General features: G+C 29.9%; 18 protein-coding genes and 1 other RNA gene. 16 read left to right on the forward strand and 3 right to left on the reverse strand.

The genetic code is table 11. The annotated features are described in order from the left end of the window. Positions 1-27 precede the first annotated feature (27 nt). The 13 genes from L3B96_RS16145 to ffs all read left to right on the forward strand — a co-directional run bounded on the left by L3B96_RS16145 (position 28) and on the right by ffs (position 15,757). Positions 28-1,053 (forward strand): sugar ABC transporter substrate-binding protein, encoded by a 1,026-nt coding sequence (locus L3B96_RS16145; RefSeq protein ID WP_017212292.1) that lies wholly within the window; start codon positions 28-30, stop codon positions 1,051-1,053. Positions 1,054-1,265: 212 nt separating this feature from the next. Further along, positions 1,266-2,978 carry a methyl-accepting chemotaxis protein gene (locus L3B96_RS16150; RefSeq protein WP_238948072.1) on the forward strand — a complete coding sequence of 571 codons (1,713 nt, stop codon included), beginning with the start codon at positions 1,266-1,268 and terminating at the stop codon, positions 2,976-2,978. Positions 2,979-3,101: 123 nt separating this feature from the next. Continuing rightward, entirely contained in the window at positions 3,102-4,418 is a 1,317-nt protein-coding gene (locus L3B96_RS16155; protein WP_023974913.1) for an extracellular solute-binding protein, read from the forward strand. A gap of 15 nt (positions 4,419-4,433) precedes the next feature. Further along, entirely contained in the window at positions 4,434-6,194 is a 1,761-nt protein-coding gene (locus tag L3B96_RS16160; RefSeq protein WP_041900559.1) for a sensor histidine kinase, read from the forward strand. Positions 6,195-6,238: 44 nt separating this feature from the next. Further along, a complete protein-coding gene (locus L3B96_RS16165) occupies positions 6,239-7,042 on the forward strand; it encodes a response regulator (protein WP_012061112.1) in 804 nt (267 codons plus the stop codon). A gap of 313 nt (positions 7,043-7,355) precedes the next feature. Next, positions 7,356-7,796: a large conductance mechanosensitive channel protein MscL gene (mscL, locus tag L3B96_RS16170; RefSeq protein ID WP_012061111.1), complete on the forward strand. Its 441-nt coding sequence runs from the start codon at positions 7,356-7,358 to the stop codon at positions 7,794-7,796. Positions 7,797-8,105: 309 nt separating this feature from the next. Further along, positions 8,106-11,546: a pyruvate carboxylase gene (locus tag L3B96_RS16175; RefSeq protein WP_077829451.1), complete on the forward strand. Its 3,441-nt coding sequence runs from the start codon at positions 8,106-8,108 to the stop codon at positions 11,544-11,546. Positions 11,547-11,898: 352 nt separating this feature from the next. Continuing rightward, positions 11,899-12,774, forward strand: coding sequence for a response regulator (locus tag L3B96_RS16180; RefSeq protein WP_023974910.1), 876 nt, complete (start codon positions 11,899-11,901; stop codon positions 12,772-12,774). Further along, on the forward strand, positions 12,756-13,223 hold the full coding sequence (locus L3B96_RS16185; protein WP_012061108.1) for a chemotaxis protein CheX: 468 nt from the start codon (positions 12,756-12,758) through the stop codon (positions 13,221-13,223). Before L3B96_RS16180 ends, L3B96_RS16185 begins: the two co-directional genes overlap by 19 nt. Positions 13,224-13,357: 134 nt before the next feature. Next, on the forward strand, positions 13,358-13,993 hold the full coding sequence (locus L3B96_RS16190) for a TIGR01906 family membrane protein (RefSeq protein WP_012061107.1): 636 nt from the start codon (positions 13,358-13,360) through the stop codon (positions 13,991-13,993). A 148-nt stretch (positions 13,994-14,141) separates the two neighbouring features. Beyond that, positions 14,142-14,519, forward strand: a complete 378-nt coding sequence (crcB, locus tag L3B96_RS16195) for a fluoride efflux transporter CrcB (protein ID WP_023974908.1) — start codon at positions 14,142-14,144, stop codon at positions 14,517-14,519. A gap of 103 nt (positions 14,520-14,622) precedes the next feature. Next, on the forward strand, positions 14,623-15,174 hold the full coding sequence (locus L3B96_RS16200; protein WP_012061105.1) for a ferritin-like domain-containing protein: 552 nt from the start codon (positions 14,623-14,625) through the stop codon (positions 15,172-15,174). A 316-nt stretch (positions 15,175-15,490) separates the two neighbouring features. Beyond that, positions 15,491-15,757, forward strand: an RNA gene (ffs, locus tag L3B96_RS16205) — signal recognition particle sRNA large type. A gap of 154 nt (positions 15,758-15,911) precedes the next feature. Here ffs and L3B96_RS16210 read toward each other — a convergent pair. The 3 genes from L3B96_RS16210 to L3B96_RS16220 all read right to left on the reverse strand — a co-directional run bounded on the left by L3B96_RS16210 (position 15,912) and on the right by L3B96_RS16220 (position 18,274). Continuing rightward, positions 15,912-16,796, reverse strand: a complete 885-nt coding sequence (locus tag L3B96_RS16210; RefSeq protein ID WP_238948073.1) for a fumarylacetoacetate hydrolase family protein — start codon at positions 16,794-16,796, stop codon at positions 15,912-15,914. Between the two features lie 126 nt (positions 16,797-16,922). Then, positions 16,923-17,414 carry a dihydrofolate reductase gene (locus L3B96_RS16215; RefSeq protein WP_012061103.1) on the reverse strand — a complete coding sequence of 164 codons (492 nt, stop codon included), beginning with the start codon at positions 17,412-17,414 and terminating at the stop codon, positions 16,923-16,925. Positions 17,415-17,482: 68 nt separating this feature from the next. After that, positions 17,483-18,274 carry a thymidylate synthase gene (locus L3B96_RS16220; RefSeq protein ID WP_017212280.1) on the reverse strand — a complete coding sequence of 264 codons (792 nt, stop codon included), beginning with the start codon at positions 18,272-18,274 and terminating at the stop codon, positions 17,483-17,485. Between the two features lie 298 nt (positions 18,275-18,572). Between L3B96_RS16220 and dnaX the strand changes: the two genes are divergently transcribed. The 3 genes from dnaX to recR all read left to right on the forward strand — a co-directional run bounded on the left by dnaX (position 18,573) and on the right by recR (position 21,354). After that, positions 18,573-20,219, forward strand: a complete 1,647-nt coding sequence (gene dnaX, locus L3B96_RS16225) for a DNA polymerase III subunit gamma/tau (protein ID WP_012061101.1) — start codon at positions 18,573-18,575, stop codon at positions 20,217-20,219. Between the two features lie 85 nt (positions 20,220-20,304). Beyond that, the gene (locus tag L3B96_RS16230; protein WP_023974902.1) at positions 20,305-20,646 is read left to right on the forward strand and encodes a YbaB/EbfC family nucleoid-associated protein; all 342 of its coding nucleotides are present in this window, start codon (positions 20,305-20,307) and stop codon (positions 20,644-20,646) included. Positions 20,647-20,757: 111 nt separating this feature from the next. After that, positions 20,758-21,354, forward strand: coding sequence for a recombination mediator RecR (gene recR, locus L3B96_RS16235; protein ID WP_023974901.1), 597 nt, complete (start codon positions 20,758-20,760; stop codon positions 21,352-21,354). Positions 21,355-21,508: the final 154 nt, after the last annotated feature.

The raw sequence follows: 21,508 nt of genomic DNA on the forward strand, positions 1-21,508 counted from the left end.
AATTGGAATTACGGAAGGGGAAAAATTATGAAGAAGAAAATAATTGCTTTATTATCAACAGTGCTTATTGTTGGTAGCTTAGCAGGGTGTGGAACAAAGACACAAGCAGGGGGAACAGCAAGTACAAGTGGAAAAAAGGTTATTTATTTTATTCCAATAGTTGATACAGGAGCTTACTGGTCACCTATGAAGAAAGCAGCCGAGGATGAGGCTAAGGCATTAGGATATGATTTAGTAGTTAAAACTTCACCACCAAATGAAACACAAAAGAACGAAAAGCATATAGGATTCCTTGACGAAGCTATAAAGAATAAAGCAGCAGGAATAGCTATTGCTCCAATGGATCCAGATATGTTTGATAAGAAGGTTAAGGAAGCAAATGATAAGGGAATTCCAGTAGTAACTTTTGATGCTGATGTAAAGACAAAAGAAAATAGAACATCTTATATAGGAACAGACAATAAGCTAGCAGGAGAACAACTTGGTGAAAATGGTGCTAAAGCTTTAAAGGAAAAGGGAATCACAAAAGGTAAAATTGCAATGGCAGCAGTAAACTTAACTCAAACAACTATGACATATAGACAAGATGGAATAAAATCTGGATTTGAAAAAGTTATGGGAGCAGATGCTAAGAATTTTGAGTGGTTAGAACCAATCCAAGATAATGACCAATCAGCAGAATCTAAAAGACAATTAGAAGGACAAATAACTTCAAATCCTGATATGGTAGCTGTATTCTCATTAGGATCAGAAGGACCAGATACAGGTGTAATGGAAGCAATAAAATCTCAAGGTAAATCAGGAAGTATCTATCACTTTGGTTTTGACTATACTCCAACTTGGGAAAATGGTGTAAGTAGCAATTTAATATCAGGAATTGTTGACCAAGATTCTTATGCAATAGGTAAAACTATAATTGATACTTTAGATAAGAAAATAAAAGGTGAAAAAGTTGATGATGTTTATCCAGTACCAGTTAAATGGGTAACTCCAGATAAAATTGTTGAATACGGAAAAGAAAAACAAAAGCAATTTACAACAGAAACTAAATAATAATTAAATACAAATAAAATTAATAAGGGCTAACTCAAATGATTAATGTATTCAAATTTACTTTAGTATATTTTCAAATTGAGTTACCCTTTTTATTGCTATTTAATTAAATAACTATACATATTAATTGGTAATTGGGAATGATTTATAAGTGATTTAAGATACATATGAAAATCAAGCTTTGAACTAAAGGTTACAAGGAGGTTTAGAGGATGAATTTTGGGAATAATTTTAGTGTAGGTAAAAGATTGGTAATTTCATACACGCTATTATTTATAATTATAACATCGGTAGGAGTCATAGGTTTAAAGAGTTTAAGTAAAGTTAATAATGCATCAGATAGTATGTACAATACAGATCTTGTATCTATAGATGTTTTACATAGATTAAACGCAAATTCATTGGAAATAAATAATAACATATTAAGCCTAATTTATGATAGAGATGAATTAATGATAAAAAAATTAAATGATGACATTTCAAAAGGATTTGAACAAGGAAATATACTTATAGATGAATATAGAGGGTTAAATTTAGATGAATATCAAGAGAATGAGCTTGTAAATTATAATGAAATTTATAAGGATTATAAGGAAAAAAGTGATTCGTTGCTAAAGCTTGTAAAGGAAAATAATTATGATGAAGCTATACTAGATTATCGAAATTTATCAGTATCACGAAGCAAGGTTGCAGCATCACTAACTAAATTATTAGAGTATAGCTCGATTAAGGCAAAGAATGAGAATATTAACAATGCTGATTTATACAGTAAGGTAGAGATACAAATATTAACTTTTATAATAGCAGGATTGATGCTTACTATAGTTTTGGGATATGCAATGGCTAGAAATATGATAGTACCTTTAAAGAAGATAAAGAATTATGCGAATAATCTTGCGCAGTATAATTTTTCAGAGGAAATTATACTTAAGGGAAAAGATGAATTTGCACAAACAGGAGACGCTCTTAATATAGCATTGAAAAATGTAAGGGAACTTATTAGGACAATCCTAGATAACTCAACAGAACTATCAGCATCATCTGAGGAATTAGCTGCATCTGTTCATGAAATAAGCTCAAAGCTTTCTTTTATAAATGAATCGACAGATGAAATAGCAGTAGGAGCTGAGCAGACGAGTTCATCAACCGAGAAATTTGTTTTATCTATTCAAAAGATTAATGAAAATATAAATAATCTAGCTGGAATAGTAAATCAAGAGCTTAAAAAATCAGTAGATATAAAAACTAAATCAAGTAGCATGATGGAAAAAAGCGAAGATTCCATACAATTATCCAGAAAGATATATGAGGAGAAAAATAAAAAAATTAAAGATGCTATAGAGAGGGGAAAGGTAGTTAAAGAAATAGAAGTTTTAAGTGAATCTATAGTAAGCATTGCTTCAGAGACTAACCTTTTAGCCTTAAATGCAAGAATAGAGGCAGCAAGAGCGGGAGAAATGGGAAAAGGTTTCTCAGTTGTTGCAGATGAAGTTGGAAAGCTAGCAGAAGAATCTATTACTACTGTAAGTGGTATTCATGGAATTATAGAAGAAATAAAAAATGTATTTGAATATTTATCAGAAAATTCAAAAGGAATTTTAAAGTATATAGAACAAAACGTAAACGATGATTATGAGTTTATGATAGAATCTAGTAAAAGTTATGAAAATGATGCTAGATTTATAAATGAAATGTCTGAGGAAATTGCTATCATGGTAAAGGCAATAAATTCAAATATTGATAATGTAGATAGTACAATGAGAGAGTTTTCAAGTAATATAGAGAAATCTAAAAATAATTCTAATGAAATATTAGATAGTATAAATGAAGTAACCAAAGAAGTAGAGCAAATTTCCTTTAATACGCAGAATCAAAGTGAATTAACAGTAAAATTGAATGAGGTCATTAATAGATTTACTATATAGATGAGTTGTGTTAAAAGAGAGTTTTGGTTTTATTGAAATATAAAGTATATTTATATTTTAAGAGGAATTTGAAGACTTGCAGTAAAAGCATAATACAGATATAGTTAAAGAAGGAAAATTTAAATGATTGATCATCATCGACCTAATTATCAGTTTTTTTGGGGAGGGATAATTATTAAAAAAGTAATTTTATTTCCTATAATTTTAATATTTTTAGTTAGTTTAAATGGCTGTTCTTTAGATAAAAAAAATGACACAGAAAATAAAGAAAAAATAACATTAACAATGTGGCATATATGGTCACAAACTACAATGGATGCTAATGGAAGGATAATTCAGGATACGGTGGAAGAATGGAATAAGGCTAATCCTAATGTCCAAATTAAAGTTGAGGCTGTAGAAAATGAAAGATATAAAGCAAAAATAAAGACAGCATTTGCCGTAAACGAGTTACCTGATATATTTTATTCTTGGGGAGGTGGCTTTAGTAAGCCATTCATAGAATCTGGAAAGGTATTAAATCTTAATGAATATATAGATGAAGATACAAAAGATAAGATTAATAAAGATATGCTTAATAATGTAACCTATAATAACAACATATATGGATTACCAATGACTTTATCAGTTGGAACATTTTATTGTAATACAAAGCTCTTTTCACAAGCAAATATTAAAGTGCCAGAAAATTATGATGAATTCCTAGATGCAGTAAAAGCTTTTAGGAATAAAGGTATAACACCTCTTTTAGTAGGTGAAAAAGACAATTGGACAGGAATTCTCTATTATGATATCTTAGCGTTACGGGAAGGTGGAATAGGTGGAGTCAGTGATCCGCATGTAGGTGCCAATAAAAGTGATACAATATTAAAAGCTGCATATAGATTAAAGGAATTAATAGATTCAAAAGCTTTTAATGAATCAAATATGGAGCTTACAAGAGATGAATCTGAGATCTTATTTAAACAAGGAAAAATTCCTATGTATTATACAGGAAACTGGTTCATTGGTGAGATAGGGAATATGGATCCGTCTATAAAGGACAATGTAATCGTTAAGAAATTCCCGGTAGTTAAAGAGGGAGATGGGAATGATAAAGAATTTTTGGGTGGAGCAGTGGATCACTTGATGGTAAGTAATAATACAAAATATAAAAAAGAAGCTGTTGATGCGGCAAAATTTATAGCTGAAAGAATATCAAAAAGATATTTTGAATTTGGTTCAGGGCTTCCAGCGTGGAAATACACTGATGATAAGAGCAATGTAAATAAATTATCTAAGGAATTAGAGACATTAACAGAGAATGCATCATATAGCTTATACGGAGATATTTACTTAGGAGAAGAAAAGGGAAACAAAGAGAAGGAGCTAGTTAGTAAGCTATTTAAAGGACAAATAAGTCCTGAAGACTTCACAAAGGAAATGGTGAAAATAGAATGATGAGGATATGATTAAATGTATAATAAATTTTTTATATTAAAGAATTTGAAGGATAAATATTTAAATTCAAAAATAAGTATAAAGATTATTGTATATTTTTCAATAATTTTTGTGCTTTCAACAGTCATACTTACCTTTGCATATAAGAAAATAAATTCTATTTATAATATAGAAAAAATGAAACAAAGTTCAGTTGAGGTTTTGGAAAGTGCAGAAACTAATACGAGCATGATAATTGATAATGTTAATAACGTATCAAAGATGATTATATCAAGTGACAATGTTCAAAATACATTAAAGAGAGTTCAGGAAGAAGGGACTGCCTATGATAATATTAGTAATTATCTGATACAATTCACTAATTTTAGCTCTAATATATCTTCAATATATGTATTAGATAACTATGGCAATAAGTATTATTCTGAAAATGTCTTTTATAAGGATTTTCAGATGGATAAGATTAAAAATTCTGAATGGTATAATGAATTACTAGAGGGTAAGGGTAAATATATACTAAGATTAAATGGCGGAGGATTTTTTGAGGGTTATGGTAATAATTATGTATCCCTCATAAGAGAAATAAATGATATAAATACTGGTGAAAAAATTGGTTTGATAATTATAAACATGAACGAGAATGCATTCTATAATTTAAGTTTGAAGCTAAATAATCAATATGGAACAAAATTGATTATAAAGAATGATAAAGATGAATTGATAACAGGTTCAGAGGTTGACTCTAAAATACTAAGTAGAATAAAAAATTATAATGATTCTAAATCAAAAGTGTTTTTTTTAGAGGAAAAAATACAAGATAAAGATTATATAATATCAAATCTTAAAAATTCAGACTATAACTGGAATCTGACGACTGTGGCAGAATACAATGAATCTCCGGAGCAAACAAAGTATACTAATTATTTTCTTTTGTGTTTTAGTATAATAAATTTCCTATTAATTATTATTGGGTCTATAGTAATATCTAAATTTATAACAATGCCTTTAAAGAAGCTTAGTGAATCAATGAAGGGGATTCAAAGTGGAGAGTTTAATATTGTTAATATAAAAACGTACAACGACGAAGTAGGAGAATTAAAAAAGGGATATAACATTGCAATTTCTCAAATTAATTTACTTTTGGATAAAATACGTAAAGATGAAAAGATAAAAAGGCAAAATGAATTGAATTTGTTAATGTCACAAATAAAGCCTCACTTTCTATACAATACGTTTGATACTATTAATTCTTTAGCTCTACTCGGAAAAAATAAAACAATATATGAAATGATAAAAGCCTTGGGTAAATTCTATAGAACAAGCTTAAATAATGGAAAAGATATTATTACTGTAAAAGAAGAAATAAATACGGTAAAAAGCTATCTGATAATTCAAAATATAAGATATGAGGATATGTTTGAGGTTGAATATGATTTAGATCCACGATGCGACGATTTTAAGATAATAAAATTAGTATTACAACCGCTAGTTGAAAATGCTATTTATCATGGAATTAGAAGCAGCAAGAATAAAGGAAAGATAAGAATATCTACCTTTCAAGAGGAAGAAAAAGTTATATTAATGCTAGAAGATAATGGGAATGGCATGGAGGAATCACAAGTTAGAAATATAAACGAAAATAAAACTACTGGCATTGGAGTAAGAACTACAAAGGAAAGATTAAGAGTGTTCTATGGAGACGAGCACGAATTTATTGTTGAAAGCAAAAAAAATGTTGGTACCAGAATAACTATTAAGATGCCTAGAATTAAGAAATAGATTAAGTTTTCTAACGAATATTCTAAAGGGAAGTGGATTATTTTATGGATAACATTATAAAAGTTATGATAATTGATGATGAACATCTTATAAGGGATCTAATAAAAAATTGCATTGATTGGAATGAAATTGGCATGGAGATAGTAGCTGAAGCTTCTAATGCAGTTGAGGGATTGAATCTAATAAATAAAGAAAAGCCAGATATTATTTTAACAGATATAAATATGCCTGTAACAGATGGATTGGATATGAGTAAAAGTATATTAGAAAGGTATCCAGATATAAAAGTTATTGTAATTACAGGTTACAATGAATTTGAATATGCTAAAAGAAGTATAAAGATTGGTGTGAATGATTTTATTCTTAAGCCTATAGATGAAGATGAATTAAGAAATTCAGTTTTAAAGCTAAAAGACGAGATTCAAGATGAATATCTAAAGAAAAAAGAATATAAGGATATTAAAGAAAAGATGGTTGTATACAATAATATAATAAATCTAAATGATGCTAATGAAACTGAGGATAAAAATTTAAGTATAGAACAAATTAAAAAATTTATAGTGAAAAATATATCTAATCGAGATTTATCTTTAAAACTGGTAGCTGAATATTTTTATGTTAATCCAAGTTACCTAAGCAGAATTTTTAAGGAAAAAACTGATGAGACTTTTTCAGAATATATTGTAAATACTAAAGTAAAGATAGTTACTGAAATGCTCAAGAACCCTAATGCGAAGGCTTATGAAATCTCAAAAAAAATTGGTATCGATGATCCTAACTATTTTAGTAATTGGTTTAAGAAGTGTACTGGTCTATCAATCAAAGAATATAAAAAACAAAAGTCATGAATTTACAAGAGTATAGATATATGTAGTAGAAATGTAGGAATATGTAGTTTGTAAAAATTAGATATTCTTACATTTCTTTTTTTGGTATATTTAAGTTTCAATAGCCTGAAATCAACACATAGATAATAAAGAATATAAAGTAGAAAGTTATAATTTTCACTATAATGTTAATGTTCATTAATTAATGAATATAAAATAATTCACAAGAATAAAAAATTTAAAGTCACAGATAATAAAATAAGTTATGAATGATTAGTCTATGTTTAATGCAGTTACGCATTTAAACAATAAAGCAAGAAAAAGGAGAATAAAAATGTTTAAGGAATTCAAAGAATTTGCTATGAAAGGAAACATGGTTAGTCTAGCGATAGGTGTTGTTATTGGTGGAGCTTTTAGCAAAATTGTTACATCTTTAGTTAATGATATTATAATGCCACTAGTTGGCTTATTGATGGGAAGAGTTGATTTCTCTAATTTATTTTTTACTTTAGGAAGTGGAAATTTTAAAACTGTTCAAGAAGCTAAAGATGCAGGAGTGGCTACAGTTAACTATGGAATATTTATAAATAACATAATAGATTTTCTGATTGTAGCATTCTCAATTTTTATTATTATACAGCAAATAAGCAAACTTACTAAGAAAAAGGGAGAAAATATTGTTCCTGATAAGAAAAAATGTAAATACTGCTACACCGAAATTAATTCGCAGGCAACAAGATGTCCTAATTGTACGTCAGAATTGAAAGAAAATTAGATAAATGAGATGGTGTATAAATACAGAAAAATGAAAGAAAAATTTTTTTATATTTCATATTTGTGAAAAAAAATAGCTTGCAGGCATAGTGAGAATTATGTAAAGATTCATAGAAAAGATAAATAATATGTATCATTTAACGTCAAATATGTTATAATCAATATATTAATTTTTTAATGAACAAAATTTGTATTATGACAACTTATGAGTTATAAAAATTGCATAATTGGTTTCTAACAACTAACACATGCATTAAAAGATAATTCATATGAAATAAAAATAATAAGCATTGAAGGAGTTGTATTTTAATTGGGGAAAAAATTTAAAAGAGTACTGGTTGCAAACAGAGGCGAAATAGCAATAAGAATTTTCAGAGCTTGTCATGAACTTGGAATAAGAACTGTGGCTATATACACAGAAGAAGATAAGTTTGCTCTTTTTAGAACTAAGGCTCATGAAGCATATCAAATTGGAAAGAATAAGGGGCCAGTTGAAGCTTATTTAAACATTGACGAAATAATAAATCTTGCATTAAAAAAACATGTAGACGCTATCCATCCAGGATATGGATTTTTATCTGAAAATCCAGACTTTGCTAGAAGATGTGAAGAAGCTGGTATAGAATTCATAGGTCCAAAATCAGAAATGATGGAAAAATTGGGGGATAAAATTAAATCAAAAATAGTAGCTAAAGAAGTTGGCGTTCCAGTAATACCAGGGGTAGAAAAACCTATATCTTCTGAAGAAGAAGCAATTGAAATTGCAAAAATATGTGGTTTTCCTGTAATGATAAAAGCTGCTGCCGGTGGTGGTGGTAGAGGAATGAGAATAGTAAGAAGCGAAAATGAGCTTCTACCTTCTTTTAGAAATGCTAAGAATGAAGCAAAAAAAGCTTTTGGTAATGATGATATGTTCATTGAGAAATATATAGAAGGACCAAAGCATATTGAAATACAAGTGCTTGGAGATAAGTATGGTAACATAGTACATCTTTATGAAAGAGACTGCTCTATTCAAAGAAGACACCAAAAGGTTATCGAAATTGCTCCAGCATTATCATTAACACAAGAAAAAAGAGAAGAAATCTGCGTAGATGCACTTAAAATAGCTAAATCTGTAGGTTATAGAAGTGCAGGAACTCTAGAGTTCTTAGTTGATATGCACGGAAATCATTACTTTATAGAAATGAATCCAAGAATCCAGGTTGAACATACAATTACTGAAATGGTCACTGGAATTGATATAGTTCAAAGCCAGATTTTAATAGCAGAAGGCTATGAGTTAGGCTCTGCAGAAGTAGGTATACACTCTCAAGACGATATACAGCCAAGAGGATATGCAATCCAATGTAGAATAACTACAGAAGATCCTGCAAATAATTTTTCACCAGACACAGGTAAAATTGATGTTTACAGAACAGGATCAGGTTTTGGTATCAGACTTGATGGAGGAAATGGATATAGTGGCGCAGTAATAAGCCCATATTATGACAGTTTACTTGTAAAGAGTACTGCATATGCAAGAACTTTTGATGATGCTGTTAGAAAATCCATACGTGCAATCAAGGAGCTTACAATTTCAGGGGTTAAAACTAATGTAGACTTTTTAATTAATGTGTTAAATAATGAAACCTTCAAAAAAGGTGAATGTGATACTAACTTTATATCAAATAATCCACAATTATTTGATATAAGGCCTAGAAGTGATGAAGAATACAGAGTATTAAAGTTCATTGGTGAAAAGATCGTAAATGAAACTAAGGGTACTAAGAAAGAATATGACGTGCCAGATATTCCAGCTATAGCATCTTTAGAAGGCTTAAGCGGAACTAAGCAGATTTTAGATGCAGAAGGTCCAGAAGGTGTAGTTAAATGGATAAAAAATCAAAATAAGCTGCTTCTTACAGACACAACTATGAGAGATGCTCAGCAGTCTTTAATGGCTACTCGTGTTAGAACCCAGGACATGAAGAATATTGCAAAGGCAACAGCAGTTTTTGGAAATGATTTATTCTCACTTGAAATGTGGGGAGGAGCTACTTTTGATACTGCTTATAGATTCTTAAAGGAATCTCCATGGAAGAGACTTGAATCGTTAAGAAAGAGAATTCCAAACGTAATGTTCCAAATGCTTGTTAGAGGAGCAAATGGTGTAGGTTATAAGAATTATCCAGATAATGTTATAAGAGAATTTATAAAAGAATCAGCTGACAGCGGAATAGATGTATTTAGAATTTTTGATTCTCTTAACTGGTTAAAGGGCATAGAGGTATCTTTAGAGGAAGTATTAAAATGCAATAAGGTAGCTGAAGTAGCATTATGCTATACTGGAGATATTTTAGATGAAAAAAGAGATAAATATAGCTTAGAGTACTATGTAAATAAAGCTAAGGAAATTGAAAAAATGGGAGCTCATATTCTTGCAATAAAGGATATGTCAGCACTACTTAAACCTTATGCAGCTAAGAAGCTTATAACTGCATTAAAGAATGAAGTTTCGATCCCTATTCATCTTCATACTCATGATACTACTGGTAATGGTGTTGCTACAGTATTAATGGCAGCAGATGCAGGAGTTGATATTGTTGATACAACTTTCAATGGAATGTCAGGACTTACAAGTCAGCCGGCTTTAAACTCAGTTGTTGCTGCTCTTCGTAATACAGATAGAGATACAGGTATTAATTTAAGCGGAATTCAAAAGATATCTGATTATTGGGATACAGTAAGACCAGTATACAGCCAGTTTGAATCAGACTTAAAATCAGGAAGTGCTGAAATTTATAAATTTGAAATACCTGGTGGACAATATTCAAACTTAAAGCCACAAGTTGAGAGCTTTGGTCTTGGACATAGATTTAATGATGTAAAATACATGTATAAAGATGTAAATGATATGCTTGGAGACATAATCAAGGTTACTCCATCATCAAAAATGGTTGGAGATTTAGCTATCTTCATGGTTAAGAATGATTTAACTCCTGAAAATATAGTTGAAAAAGCTAAGAATATGGCCTTTCCAGATTCTGTAGTTTCATATTTCAAAGGAATGATGGGTCAGCCAGAAGGCGGTTTCCCTAAGGATTTACAAGAAATTGTACTAAAAGGAGAAGAGGCTATAACTGTTAGACCAGGTGAATTATTACCACCAGAAGACTTTGGAAAGATTGAAACATACTTAAAAGAAAAGTATAAGTTCACACCATGCAAAAAAGACGTAATAAGTTATGCATTATATCCAGATGTATTTGAAGCATATATAAAATCTATATTAGAGTACGGTGACGTAAGCCGTATGGGCAGTGATGTATTCTTCCATGGACTTGCAGAGGGAGAAACCAGTGAAATTGAAATAGCAGAAGGAAAGACCATGATTGTCCAACTGGTTAAAATCGGAGATCTTGATGCTGAAGGAAATAGAACCTTAGATTTCGAAATCAATGGAAATAGAAGAGAAATTAAAATAAAAGATAAAACTGAGAGAATTATCAGTAATTCAGGTAAGGATGATTCATCTAAGATGGCTGATCCTGATAATAAGCTAGAAGTTGGAGCTAGTATCCCAGGAACCATAATCAAGGTGCTTGTAAAAGAAGGAGACGGTGTAAAAGAAGGAGATAGTTTACTTGTGGTAGAAGCAATGAAGATGGAAACAAATATTGTTGCATCTAGTGCAGGAACTATTGAATCTGTTTTAGTAAGTGAAGGACAACAAGTTAAAACAGGTGAATTATTAGTAAAACTTAAATAATAAGCATATATAAATAGCCCTATAAGATAGTTTATAGGGCTATTTATAGTGGATGGAATATTAATTATACAGAAAGTGACAAGCTCAAAATATAATATAAATATGAAATAAGAAATAGGGTGATTTACTGATTTTTATCTTAACTAGAATATGTATTAATATGATAAATTTATTATATTATGTAGAAATTTCGTTGAGTATTAGTAGAATTTAAAATATAATGATAATATGATTAACTTACAAAGCATATTAAATTTAATGGTTATTTTAAGAAGGAGAATTGTGAGACAGATTGATATTAAAGTTAGGTAGGTTGATTGTATTTATAAATAAAGGGGTAGGTGGTGTAATTATGAAAAATGTGAATATTGTTATAGTGGATGACTCGCCTTTTCAAATTGCTTTATTGAGAGATTTATTGACAGAAAGTGGATTTAATGTTGTGGGTGAAGCAGGTTCCTTAGAGGAAACTATTGAGGTTGTTACAAATATGAAGCCGGATTTAGTAACAATGGATATGACTATGCCAGGAACTGATGGATTTGAATGTACAAGGGAAATACATAAAATTGATCCTAATATTAAAGTTATAATTGTTAGTTCTATGATGGATGATGAAATAGTAAGAAAAGCGAAAAAGAATCACGTATGTGGGTACGCACAAAAGCCAGTAGATGCAGAAGAATTAACATTATTAATAAATAGAGTTATGGCAGATGAAGAATTGTTTTTAGAATTGGAAGGCCTATATTCATCAGTGTTTAGAGAGGCTCTATTAGATGTCTTTAATAAGCTTACTAAAACAGTGCCGGTGATTACACATGAAAGTAATGAAAATGTTGAGAAAATTAGTAAGGGAATTTCAATTGTCATGGGGGTTATAGGAAAGTATTCAGGAAGAATAATTTTCGATATGTCATTTGAAACTGCTAATAGCATAGGAAAAGCATTGCTTAAGAGAGAGGTAAAGAATACTGAAGAAATGCTTAATGTTATGTCTGAGATAACAAATATGGCGGCAGGAAATGCATGTTCAATGATAAATAAAAGAAATAGGATATTTGGATTAAGGGTTGCTCCGCCAACCACATTCCATGGAGAATCAATTAGTATATCGAAAGCAGAATTAGAAACTACTTATTCTGCGAATGCAAAAACTCAGTTCGGAGATTTATCAATTAGTATAGGCTTTGGAAGAGGTGAAGGAGAATGGATGTCAATTATATAAATCCAATATTAAATTCTTTTGCAAGTGTATTGCCACAGTTAGGGTTACCTGATGTAGAGAAAAAGGGAATAAGTCTAAGAGGTAGATTCATAGAGAGTCCTGGAGTTGTCATTATTGTTGGTATTATAGGTGACATTAAAGGTAATGTTATTTATGGGTTAAGCTTAGATGATGCAAAACGAATAGCATCTACAATGATGATGGGAATGCCAGTTGAACAATTTGATGAATTGGCTCAAAGTGCAATTTCAGAACTAACAAATATGTTGACTGCAACTGTAGCAACTAATTTTTCAAAAGAAGATATTAATATAAATATATCTACACCAACTCTTGTACATGGAAACTTTACTGCAAATGCGAGTTCAGATAAAGTTGTATGTGTGCAAATGGGTGTTGGAGATATGAATATTGAGGTTAATATTTCAATGGAGAAAAACACAATTTAGAACATTTATAATTTTTATAATAAAACCATTTGTGATTTTGAATCATAAGTGGTTTTATTAAAGGCGAATTAGATTATTTAAGGAAGTGAATTCATATAAATAAGAGTATATTTTCAAAAGTTTTAAGAATAGCTTTGGGGATTTCTAGAGATATATTTTATGCGATATCAATTATATCCATTATAGTTTTAAGTGTTTTAAATACAACTAGTATATATGGTTATGCAATACAAAGATATAAATTAAATGAATACACTGGATTATCAACAGAAATATTAATGGATAACTATAAAAGAGTAATTTATTATGTTCAGAATCCGTTTATTAAGGAATTAAAGTTTAATAGTATACCTATGAGTGAATTCGGAAGGATACACTTTTTTGAGGTGAAGAGAATATTTATAGCGCTATATGTATTTAGTATAATATTTATTGGCGTTATAATCTTTAAAGTATTGGCTAATAAATCAAATGATTTAAAAAAGAGGCTTATAGCAAATTTCAATAGTGGTGTAAATATGATGGCAGTAATATTCATATTTGTTGGTGCAATATCAGCAAAGGATTTTTCCAAAGCATTTATTTATTTTCATAAAATATTCTTTAGAAATAATTACTGGATATTTGATCCTAGAACTGATCCTATAATAAATGCATTACCAGAAGAATTTTTTATGCTTGAATTAATGAGCATAATAATTTTGTTGGTAGTAGTTACTGTAGTTATAAAGTTACTTTATATTAGAAACAAATTAGGTTCGAAAAGTTAATTATAATTTACTTTTGAAACTCTCTGGTATATAATAACATTTATAAGAAAAACTGATTAAATATAGCGAGGTTAATACGACATACGCTATGTTAAAGACTCTTGCTTTAGAAGGCGGGAGTTTTTTTATTATTAAGGAGGAGATTATTTTGCAAAAGATTATTTATGTTGGAATAGGTGGTTGCATTGGAGCTGTAATGAGATACCTAGTGACCATGCAATCAGCAAAAATGATAAATTCTAATATTCCATTAGGAACATTAATAGTAAACGTAGTCGGAGGTTTCCTTATAGGAATGATAATGGAACTAAGTGTTTCAACAGATTTGATATCGCCCAATTTAAAGCTTTTTTTAACAACAGGTGTTATGGGTGGGCTAACAACATTTTCAACATTTAGCTATGAAACAATAAATTTAATTAGCGACGGAAGATACTTATTTGGAATTGCTAACATTTTATTAAATGTATTTTTAAGCATAGGGGGAGTTGCCTTAGCTAGATTAGTATGTAGTATATCAATTTAGAAAAGAATAGTTATTTTAAAAAACTAAAAAAAGATGAGATTAAAGCAATGAGTCTATGAAAAGTATGTTAAAATATATATGAAATTTAAGGGGGATGGACTATTTGAAGTGTAAAATATGTGGTATGGAAATAAATGAAATAAATTTTAATTTTAATGAAGAAGCTTTTATTAATAAGAATTCGATAGACAATATTATTCATTGTCCATTTTGTGGTGTAGGTAAGGAGTATTTGAGTGAAAGTAACGAAATAATTACAGTACAAAGTGACTTGTTTGATGAAAATACTTTGAAGATTTTAGATCATGCTGTTAAGCTTGAGCTCTTTAATGGTGACTTTTATAACACGGCAGCTATGAGAGCTAAAAATGATAAAGTCAAAAAAGTATTTGGAGCATTATCAAAAATAGAAATATGTCATTCAAGAATACACCAAAGACTAGGTGATTTTATAAAGGCTCCTAATTTAAGTAAAGTTAGCTATGATAGATATGATAGTGATAGTGCACTTTTACAATTAGCAAAGCAAAAAGAAGAACATGCTGTTGGATATTATGAAAAATATAAAAATCAGGTTAATGACAGCAATTTATTTGAAATATTTGCAGCTTTAGCTGGCGTAGAGAAAGAGCATATCATTCTTGTTGAAGAATAGATAATCTTTAATTTGAAAAGATTTAAGGCTTATTTAAATAAAAAATATGAGGGAAGAATTGATATAAATTTAATTTTGTTATTGTATTATGGTATGTATGGAATAAATTTAACATAAAGACAGTAATAATGTTCTTGAATTTAGACTTTTTATGTGTTATCATTAACAAGTATCAAAAATGACATTTAATAAATTAATAATAATTTTAAAAATATATTTTTGATAAAAGCAATGATTAACATGGTTTGACGTCTGAGAAGAGACGATTTTCTCAATAGGAGAAATTAAGGTGCAAACCCTTATCATTCCACCATTGCCATGCTAGATGGGGAGTTAGCGGTGCCCTGTAACCTGCAATCCGCTATAGCAGGATTGAATTCCTCGCTTAGGTATTAGCGATTTATAGTCTGACTTTTGTAAGTGGTGTTGATGACTGGGTCCCACGCAATGGAAGCCCATGAACCTCGTCAGATCTGGAAGGAAGCAGCGATAAGTGGTTCCTTCCATGTGCCGTGGATCAATCTGGTCTGAGCTAACTGCATTAGTAACGTATAGAAAACTAATAACGAAGCGAGGTGCATGGTTTATTTTAATGTTTAATTATAGCATGGAAATGAAAAATTAATTAGGTTATTCTTCAATAGGATTAACATAGGACACAATAGGATAAGAAAGTGAGGGCATTTCAGCAATGAAATACCCTCATTTTCTTATCCTATTTAATTTAAATTTACTATTTACTTTACAATATTTTTAAGACAGCCTATACCTTCAATTTCGCATTCAACTATATCGCCAGTCTTTAGGAATTTAGGTGGTATGAATCCCATGCCCACACCAGCTGGAGTTCCCATTGCAATAATAGTTCCAGCCTTTAAAGTAATTCCCTGAGACAATTCATGAATTACGTCTTGTATTGAAGTAATCATAAGATCAGTAGTACTATTTTGTCTTAGCTCTCCGTTAACTCTAGAGCATATCCTTAATACTGGAGGATTAACAAATTCATCTTTAGTGACAATACAAGGCCCCATTGGAGTAAAACCATCTAAACTTTTACCAAAATACCATTGTTTATGTCTTGTTTGAAGATTTCTTGCACTCACATCATTTATTATAGTATAACCAAAAACATAATCAAAAGCTTTTTCTTTAGGTACATCTTTAGCGTCTTTTCCAATGATCACTGCTAATTCAGCCTCATAATCTAGACTATCAACTATTTGTGGATAACTAGGGATATAATCACCATCAGCAGTCGCAGTATTAACTCTTTTAGAAAAATATACTGCATATGGTCTATCTCCACCAAAGGCTTCGTTTTTATATCGAGCAGATTCAACTGCATGTTCCATATAGTTGATACCTAAACAAATAATATCTTGATTAGGATTAGGTATTGGAGGCATTTTAGAAATATTCTCTATGGAGATATATTCCTTATCATTATTAGTTAATGATTTTTGTAGAAGATCCATTTCATGATCTGTTATGTTTTCTATTAAACTGATCATGCTATCATAATTAATGCCAAGAGATTTCATAGGATAAACTCCTTGCTCATTGAGAGCTAGTATTCCTACTTGCTCTATACCTTCATGCTTAAAAGTTACAAATTTCATAATACATTCCCCAATTCTAAAGATTTTTTATTTTAAAGTTGTATTGTAGCCCATTTCTAAAATAGAATGTAATTCTTCGTAATTATGATATAGTAATATGAATTTAAAACTGATATTACCGTATATTTATGCCTGTATTAAATTTACAAAGGTATAATGCAATCCATTCTTTTCATCAATAAATTTCTCTGATGTGTATTCAGTATTATAATTTGAATAATTAATTCCAGGGAAATATGTATCGCCTTCAAATTCTTCATCTACTTTTGTTAAGTATAATTTCTTTGCATAAGGGAGAAATTGTTTATAAATTTCAGCACCTCCAATTACAAAGACTTCATCTTCACACTCCGAATATCTTTGAAGTACTGAATTAAAATCGTGCTCTATTGTCACCTTATCTGAATCTACATTAAAATTATTATCTCTAGTTAGAACTATATGTTCTCTATTTGGTAAAATTCCAGGCAATGATTCAAAAGTTTTTCTACCCATAATCATTTTTTTGCCTGTAGTTATTTTTTTAAATCTCTTTAAATCCTCTGAAATATGCCATAATAATTTGTTATCTTTCCCGATTACATTATCTTTAGCAATAGCAACAATTATTGAAATCATTTATTATCCCACCTATCTTAGGCACAATCAAAAAGTATATTATTTTCTTTCATATGCCTTAAATTTAATTATACTGATACGTCCATTTTTATAGATTCATGATGCTTATAATCTTCTAATTTTATGTCGTCAGGAGTAAAATCATAGAAATTTGTAATTTCTGGATTGATCCAAAGTTTTGGAGCATTATATGCATCATTTTTTCTTGTAAGTTGAAGTTTCAAACCATCTACTTGATTTTCGTATATATGAGCATTATTTATTACATGAGTAAATAATCCTGGCTTAAGTCCAGTAACTTGAGCTAACAGATGAACTAATACAGCATACTGAGATGTATTAAATGGAACACCAAGTCCCCAATCTCCGCTTCGTTGAACAAGCATACAGTTGAGCTTCCCATCTGTTACATCCCACATTGTAAGAAAGCAGCAAGGATATAAAGGAGCGCTATCTAGGTATGGAATCTGCCATAAATTAATCATCATTCTTCTATCTTGTGGGTTATTTTTTAATGCATCTATTAATTTATCCATTTGATCGAACTTTTTCACTATCCAACCATAAGAAGTTCCAATAGTTCCGTCTTCCATCATCCATTCATCCCATATTTTTACGTTTTGAGATTGAAGTTCTTTTACACTGTTTGATTGATCTTTAAAGATCCAAAGAAGTTCTTTAACGGCAGTTTTAAATGCCACAAATTTTGTTGTTAGTATTGGAAATTCTTTTTCTAAATTAAATTGCATAATTTGATGAGGTAGTTTATAAGTCTTGACTCCAGTTCTGTTATTATCGAAGTAACCATTTTCTAATATATCATTAGCAATGGCTAAATATTTATCATCATATAAACTCATTATAGATATGCCTCCTTATATTTAAAAATTATTTTTATAATAAAATTATTCAATATACATTTTAACCTAAAGTATTTAACAAGTCATCCAATATATTTTATATAAAAGCATATTAAAAGTATATGGTCTTCAGAAGGAGTGTAAATTCAAGAAACTATTAGTATTTATTTTTAAAGATTTTTATATTACATATATTTATTCAAATATATGTAATATAAAACTAATTGTGTATTTTGCATTGCACAAGCAATAGTGTATAATAATGTTATATTTAAGAGAAATGGCGAGGTGGTATCCCGTGGGTTATACAGCACTATATAGAGAGTGGAGACCAAAGAATTTTGAAGACGTTGTTGGACAGGAACATATAACTACAACGTTAAAAAATGAAATTTTAAACGATAGAATTGCACATGCTTATCTTTTTTGTGGAACTAGAGGAACAGGAAAAACATCAACTGCAAAAGTAATGGCAAAGGCATTAAATTGTCTAGATTTACAAAATGGAGAACCATGTAACGAGTGTGAGATGTGTAGAAAAATAAATGAGGGATTAGCAATTGATGTAACAGAACTTGATGCCGCTTCTAATAATGGTATAGATAAAATTAGAGACATTATAGATGATACAAAATATCCGCCCCAGGAAGCTAGGTATAAAATATATATAATGGATGAGGTTCATATGCTTTCAGTAGGAGCAGTTAATGCGTTCTTAAAAACTTTAGAAGAGCCTCCTAAGAGAGTAATATTTATATTAGCCACAACAGATCCGCAAAAGCTACCTATAACTATTCTATCTAGATGTCAAAGGTTTGATTTTAAGAGAATAAGCCAAAAAGAAATATCTAGCAGACTTAAAAAGATAACAGATTCTCAGGGAATAACTTATGAGCAAAAAAGTTTGGATTTAATTTCAAGAGTCTGCGATGGTGCAATGAGAGATGCATTAAGTATATTAGATCAAGCGATTGCTATGGGTGAAGATAAAATTAACTACGAAGATTTAGTTAGTATATTGGGACTTGTGACAAATGAATATTTGTTTGACATAACTTATGCCATTATAGATAGAAGTATTGAAAAATCCATGATTATAATTGATAAGCTTGTTTATTCTGGTAAGGATATGCAATTGTTCATTAAAGATTTAATAGCACATTTTAGAAATTTACTTATGGTAAAGGTTACAAATAATCCAGAAGAAGTTTTAGACATGTCTCTTGAAAATATTCATTTAATTAAAGAGCAGGGAAGAAAGATTAGAGTAGAAGAAATAATGAGAGCTATTAGAATACTTCAGGATTCGGAAACAAATTCAAAAGCTAGCAAGCAAAGTAGATTATATTTAGAGCTTGCTATTATAAAGATGTGTAAAATTGAGTATGATACTTCAAATGAGGTTATTTTATCAAGAATAAACAAGTTGGAGGAATCATTAAAAACTGGCAAGATTCGAATGGTTCAATCAGAAAATATTAATGAAGAATTAAAATCTGCACATAATAATATAGGAACTAATTCAAATAATAATCAAAGTAGAAATGCTATTAATAAGGGTAACATAAATAGTAACAGTGTTAATTTAGAAGCTAATCCAAATTCATCGTTAACAGTAGATGATGTTGGGAGAGTATGGACAGAAATATTAGAAAAGTTCAAGGCAAAGAGGGCAATGATTGTTTATGCTTCAATCGTTACAGCAAAGCCATATAGCTTAAAAAATGGTATAGCTACACTTGAATATGATTCAATGTATGCATTTAATAAAGATAGGTTGCAGAAGGCAGAATACAGAGAAATTGTGAATACCGTATTTTCAGAAGTTCTAAAAGAAAAAGTAATTGTAGATTATGTAGTAAAAAATGATAATGAAGTAAAAGATCAAGAAGAGCTATTAAAAGAAACAATAGAAGGAATACCATTTGAAATATATGATGAATAAGAAGTTACTTATTCATTAAACTTGAGTATTAATAAAAGATGTTTTATAATTAATGAATGAGATTCAAGAAAGAGGAGGATTTTTTATGGCAAAAGGTGGATTTCCAGGAGGCTTTGGTGGCGGGAATATGAATAACCTTATGAAGCAAGCACAAAAGCTTCAAAAGCAAATGGAAGATATGCAAAAGGAACTTGAGACAAAGGAATTTGAAGCATCAGTAGGTGGTGGTGCTGTAGTTGTAAAAGTAACTGGTAAAAAAGAAGTATCATCAATTAACATAAAACCAGAAGTTGTAGATGCAGATGACGTTGAAATGCTTGAAGACCTAGTAATGAGTGCTGTTAATGAAGCACTAAGAAAAGCAGAAGAGGAAACTTCAAGCAAAATGGGTAAACTAACAGGCGGAATGCCAGGCGGGTTATTCTAAGAATCTCAATAGTTATTAATAGGTTAGCATACAGGATTGTAGAAGAAACTTCAGCCTGTATGCTTTTTATAATAGGCTAAAAATATAGATAAAGGAGAATTATAAATTATGATGGAGTTTTATCCAGTAGCCATAGAAAAGTTGATAGAAGAATTTGCCAAGCTACCAAGTATTGGACAAAAGACGGCTCAAAGATTAACATTACATATCTTAAATCTTCCGGATGATGAAGTTAAGGAATTTGCGGATGCATTAGTTAAGGCAAAAGGAACGGTTAAGTATTGCTCGGTATGTGGAAACTTTACAGATAAAGATCCTTGTGCATTATGTGGGAATCCTAATAGAGATAAGGGTACAATATGTGTTGTAGAGCAGCCAAAGGATATTATGACAATGGAAAAGGTTAAAGAATACAATGGAGTATATCATGTATTACATGGAAATATATCTCCAATGCAAGGAAGAGGTCCTCAAGATATAAGAATTAGAGAGCTTGTTTCTAGAATGAACGAAGATGTAAAGGAAGTAATATTAGCAACGAATCCTAATATAGAAGGAGAGGCAACTGCAATGTACATATCTAAGATACTTAAACCTCTTGATGTTAAAGTTACTAGGATTGCTTCAGGTATACCTGTTGGTGGTGATTTAGATTATGCAGATGAAGTTACATTATCTAAGGCACTAGAGGGAAGAAAAGAGATATAAAATAAAGGAACCTAAATAAAATTAGGTTCCTAAAAAGTGTTACATAGATGGGAGTTAGAAGTTTCTATCTGCATGAGTGAAAAGCTTCTTAAGTATAATATATATATATATATATATATTTGAAAAAGTGTTACAGTATTAAAATAAATTATGA

Source organism: Clostridium sp. YIM B02569, from assembly GCF_022320765.1.
Classification (GTDB): Bacteria; Bacillota; Clostridia; order Clostridiales; family Clostridiaceae; genus Clostridium; species Clostridium beijerinckii.

Bases quoted from the DNA above. Each gene is read 5' to 3' on its own strand.
- L3B96_RS16220 (WP_017212280.1), bottom strand. From the start codon at position 18,274: ATGAGTTTATATGATGATAAATATTTAGCCATTGCTAATGATATATTA.
- L3B96_RS16150 (WP_238948072.1), top strand. From the start codon at position 1,266: ATGAATTTTGGGAATAATTTTAGTGTAGGTAAAAGATTGGTAATTTCA.
- L3B96_RS16210 (WP_238948073.1), bottom strand. From the start codon at position 16,796: ATGAAATTTGTAACTTTTAAGCATGAAGGTATAGAGCAAGTAGGAATA.
- mscL (WP_012061111.1), top strand. From the start codon at position 7,356: ATGTTTAAGGAATTCAAAGAATTTGCTATGAAAGGAAACATGGTTAGT.
- L3B96_RS16155 (WP_023974913.1), top strand. From the start codon at position 3,102: ATGATTGATCATCATCGACCTAATTATCAGTTTTTTTGGGGAGGGATA.
- L3B96_RS16145 (WP_017212292.1), top strand. From the start codon at position 28: ATGAAGAAGAAAATAATTGCTTTATTATCAACAGTGCTTATTGTTGGT.
- L3B96_RS16180 (WP_023974910.1), top strand. From the start codon at position 11,899: ATGAAAAATGTGAATATTGTTATAGTGGATGACTCGCCTTTTCAAATT.
- L3B96_RS16160 (WP_041900559.1), top strand. From the start codon at position 4,434: ATGTATAATAAATTTTTTATATTAAAGAATTTGAAGGATAAATATTTA.
- L3B96_RS16230 (WP_023974902.1), top strand. From the start codon at position 20,305: ATGGCAAAAGGTGGATTTCCAGGAGGCTTTGGTGGCGGGAATATGAAT.
- L3B96_RS16185 (WP_012061108.1), top strand. From the start codon at position 12,756: ATGGATGTCAATTATATAAATCCAATATTAAATTCTTTTGCAAGTGTA.
- L3B96_RS16165 (WP_012061112.1), top strand. From the start codon at position 6,239: ATGGATAACATTATAAAAGTTATGATAATTGATGATGAACATCTTATA.
- L3B96_RS16215 (WP_012061103.1), bottom strand. From the start codon at position 17,414: ATGATTTCAATAATTGTTGCTATTGCTAAAGATAATGTAATCGGGAAA.
- recR (WP_023974901.1), top strand. From the start codon at position 20,758: ATGGAGTTTTATCCAGTAGCCATAGAAAAGTTGATAGAAGAATTTGCC.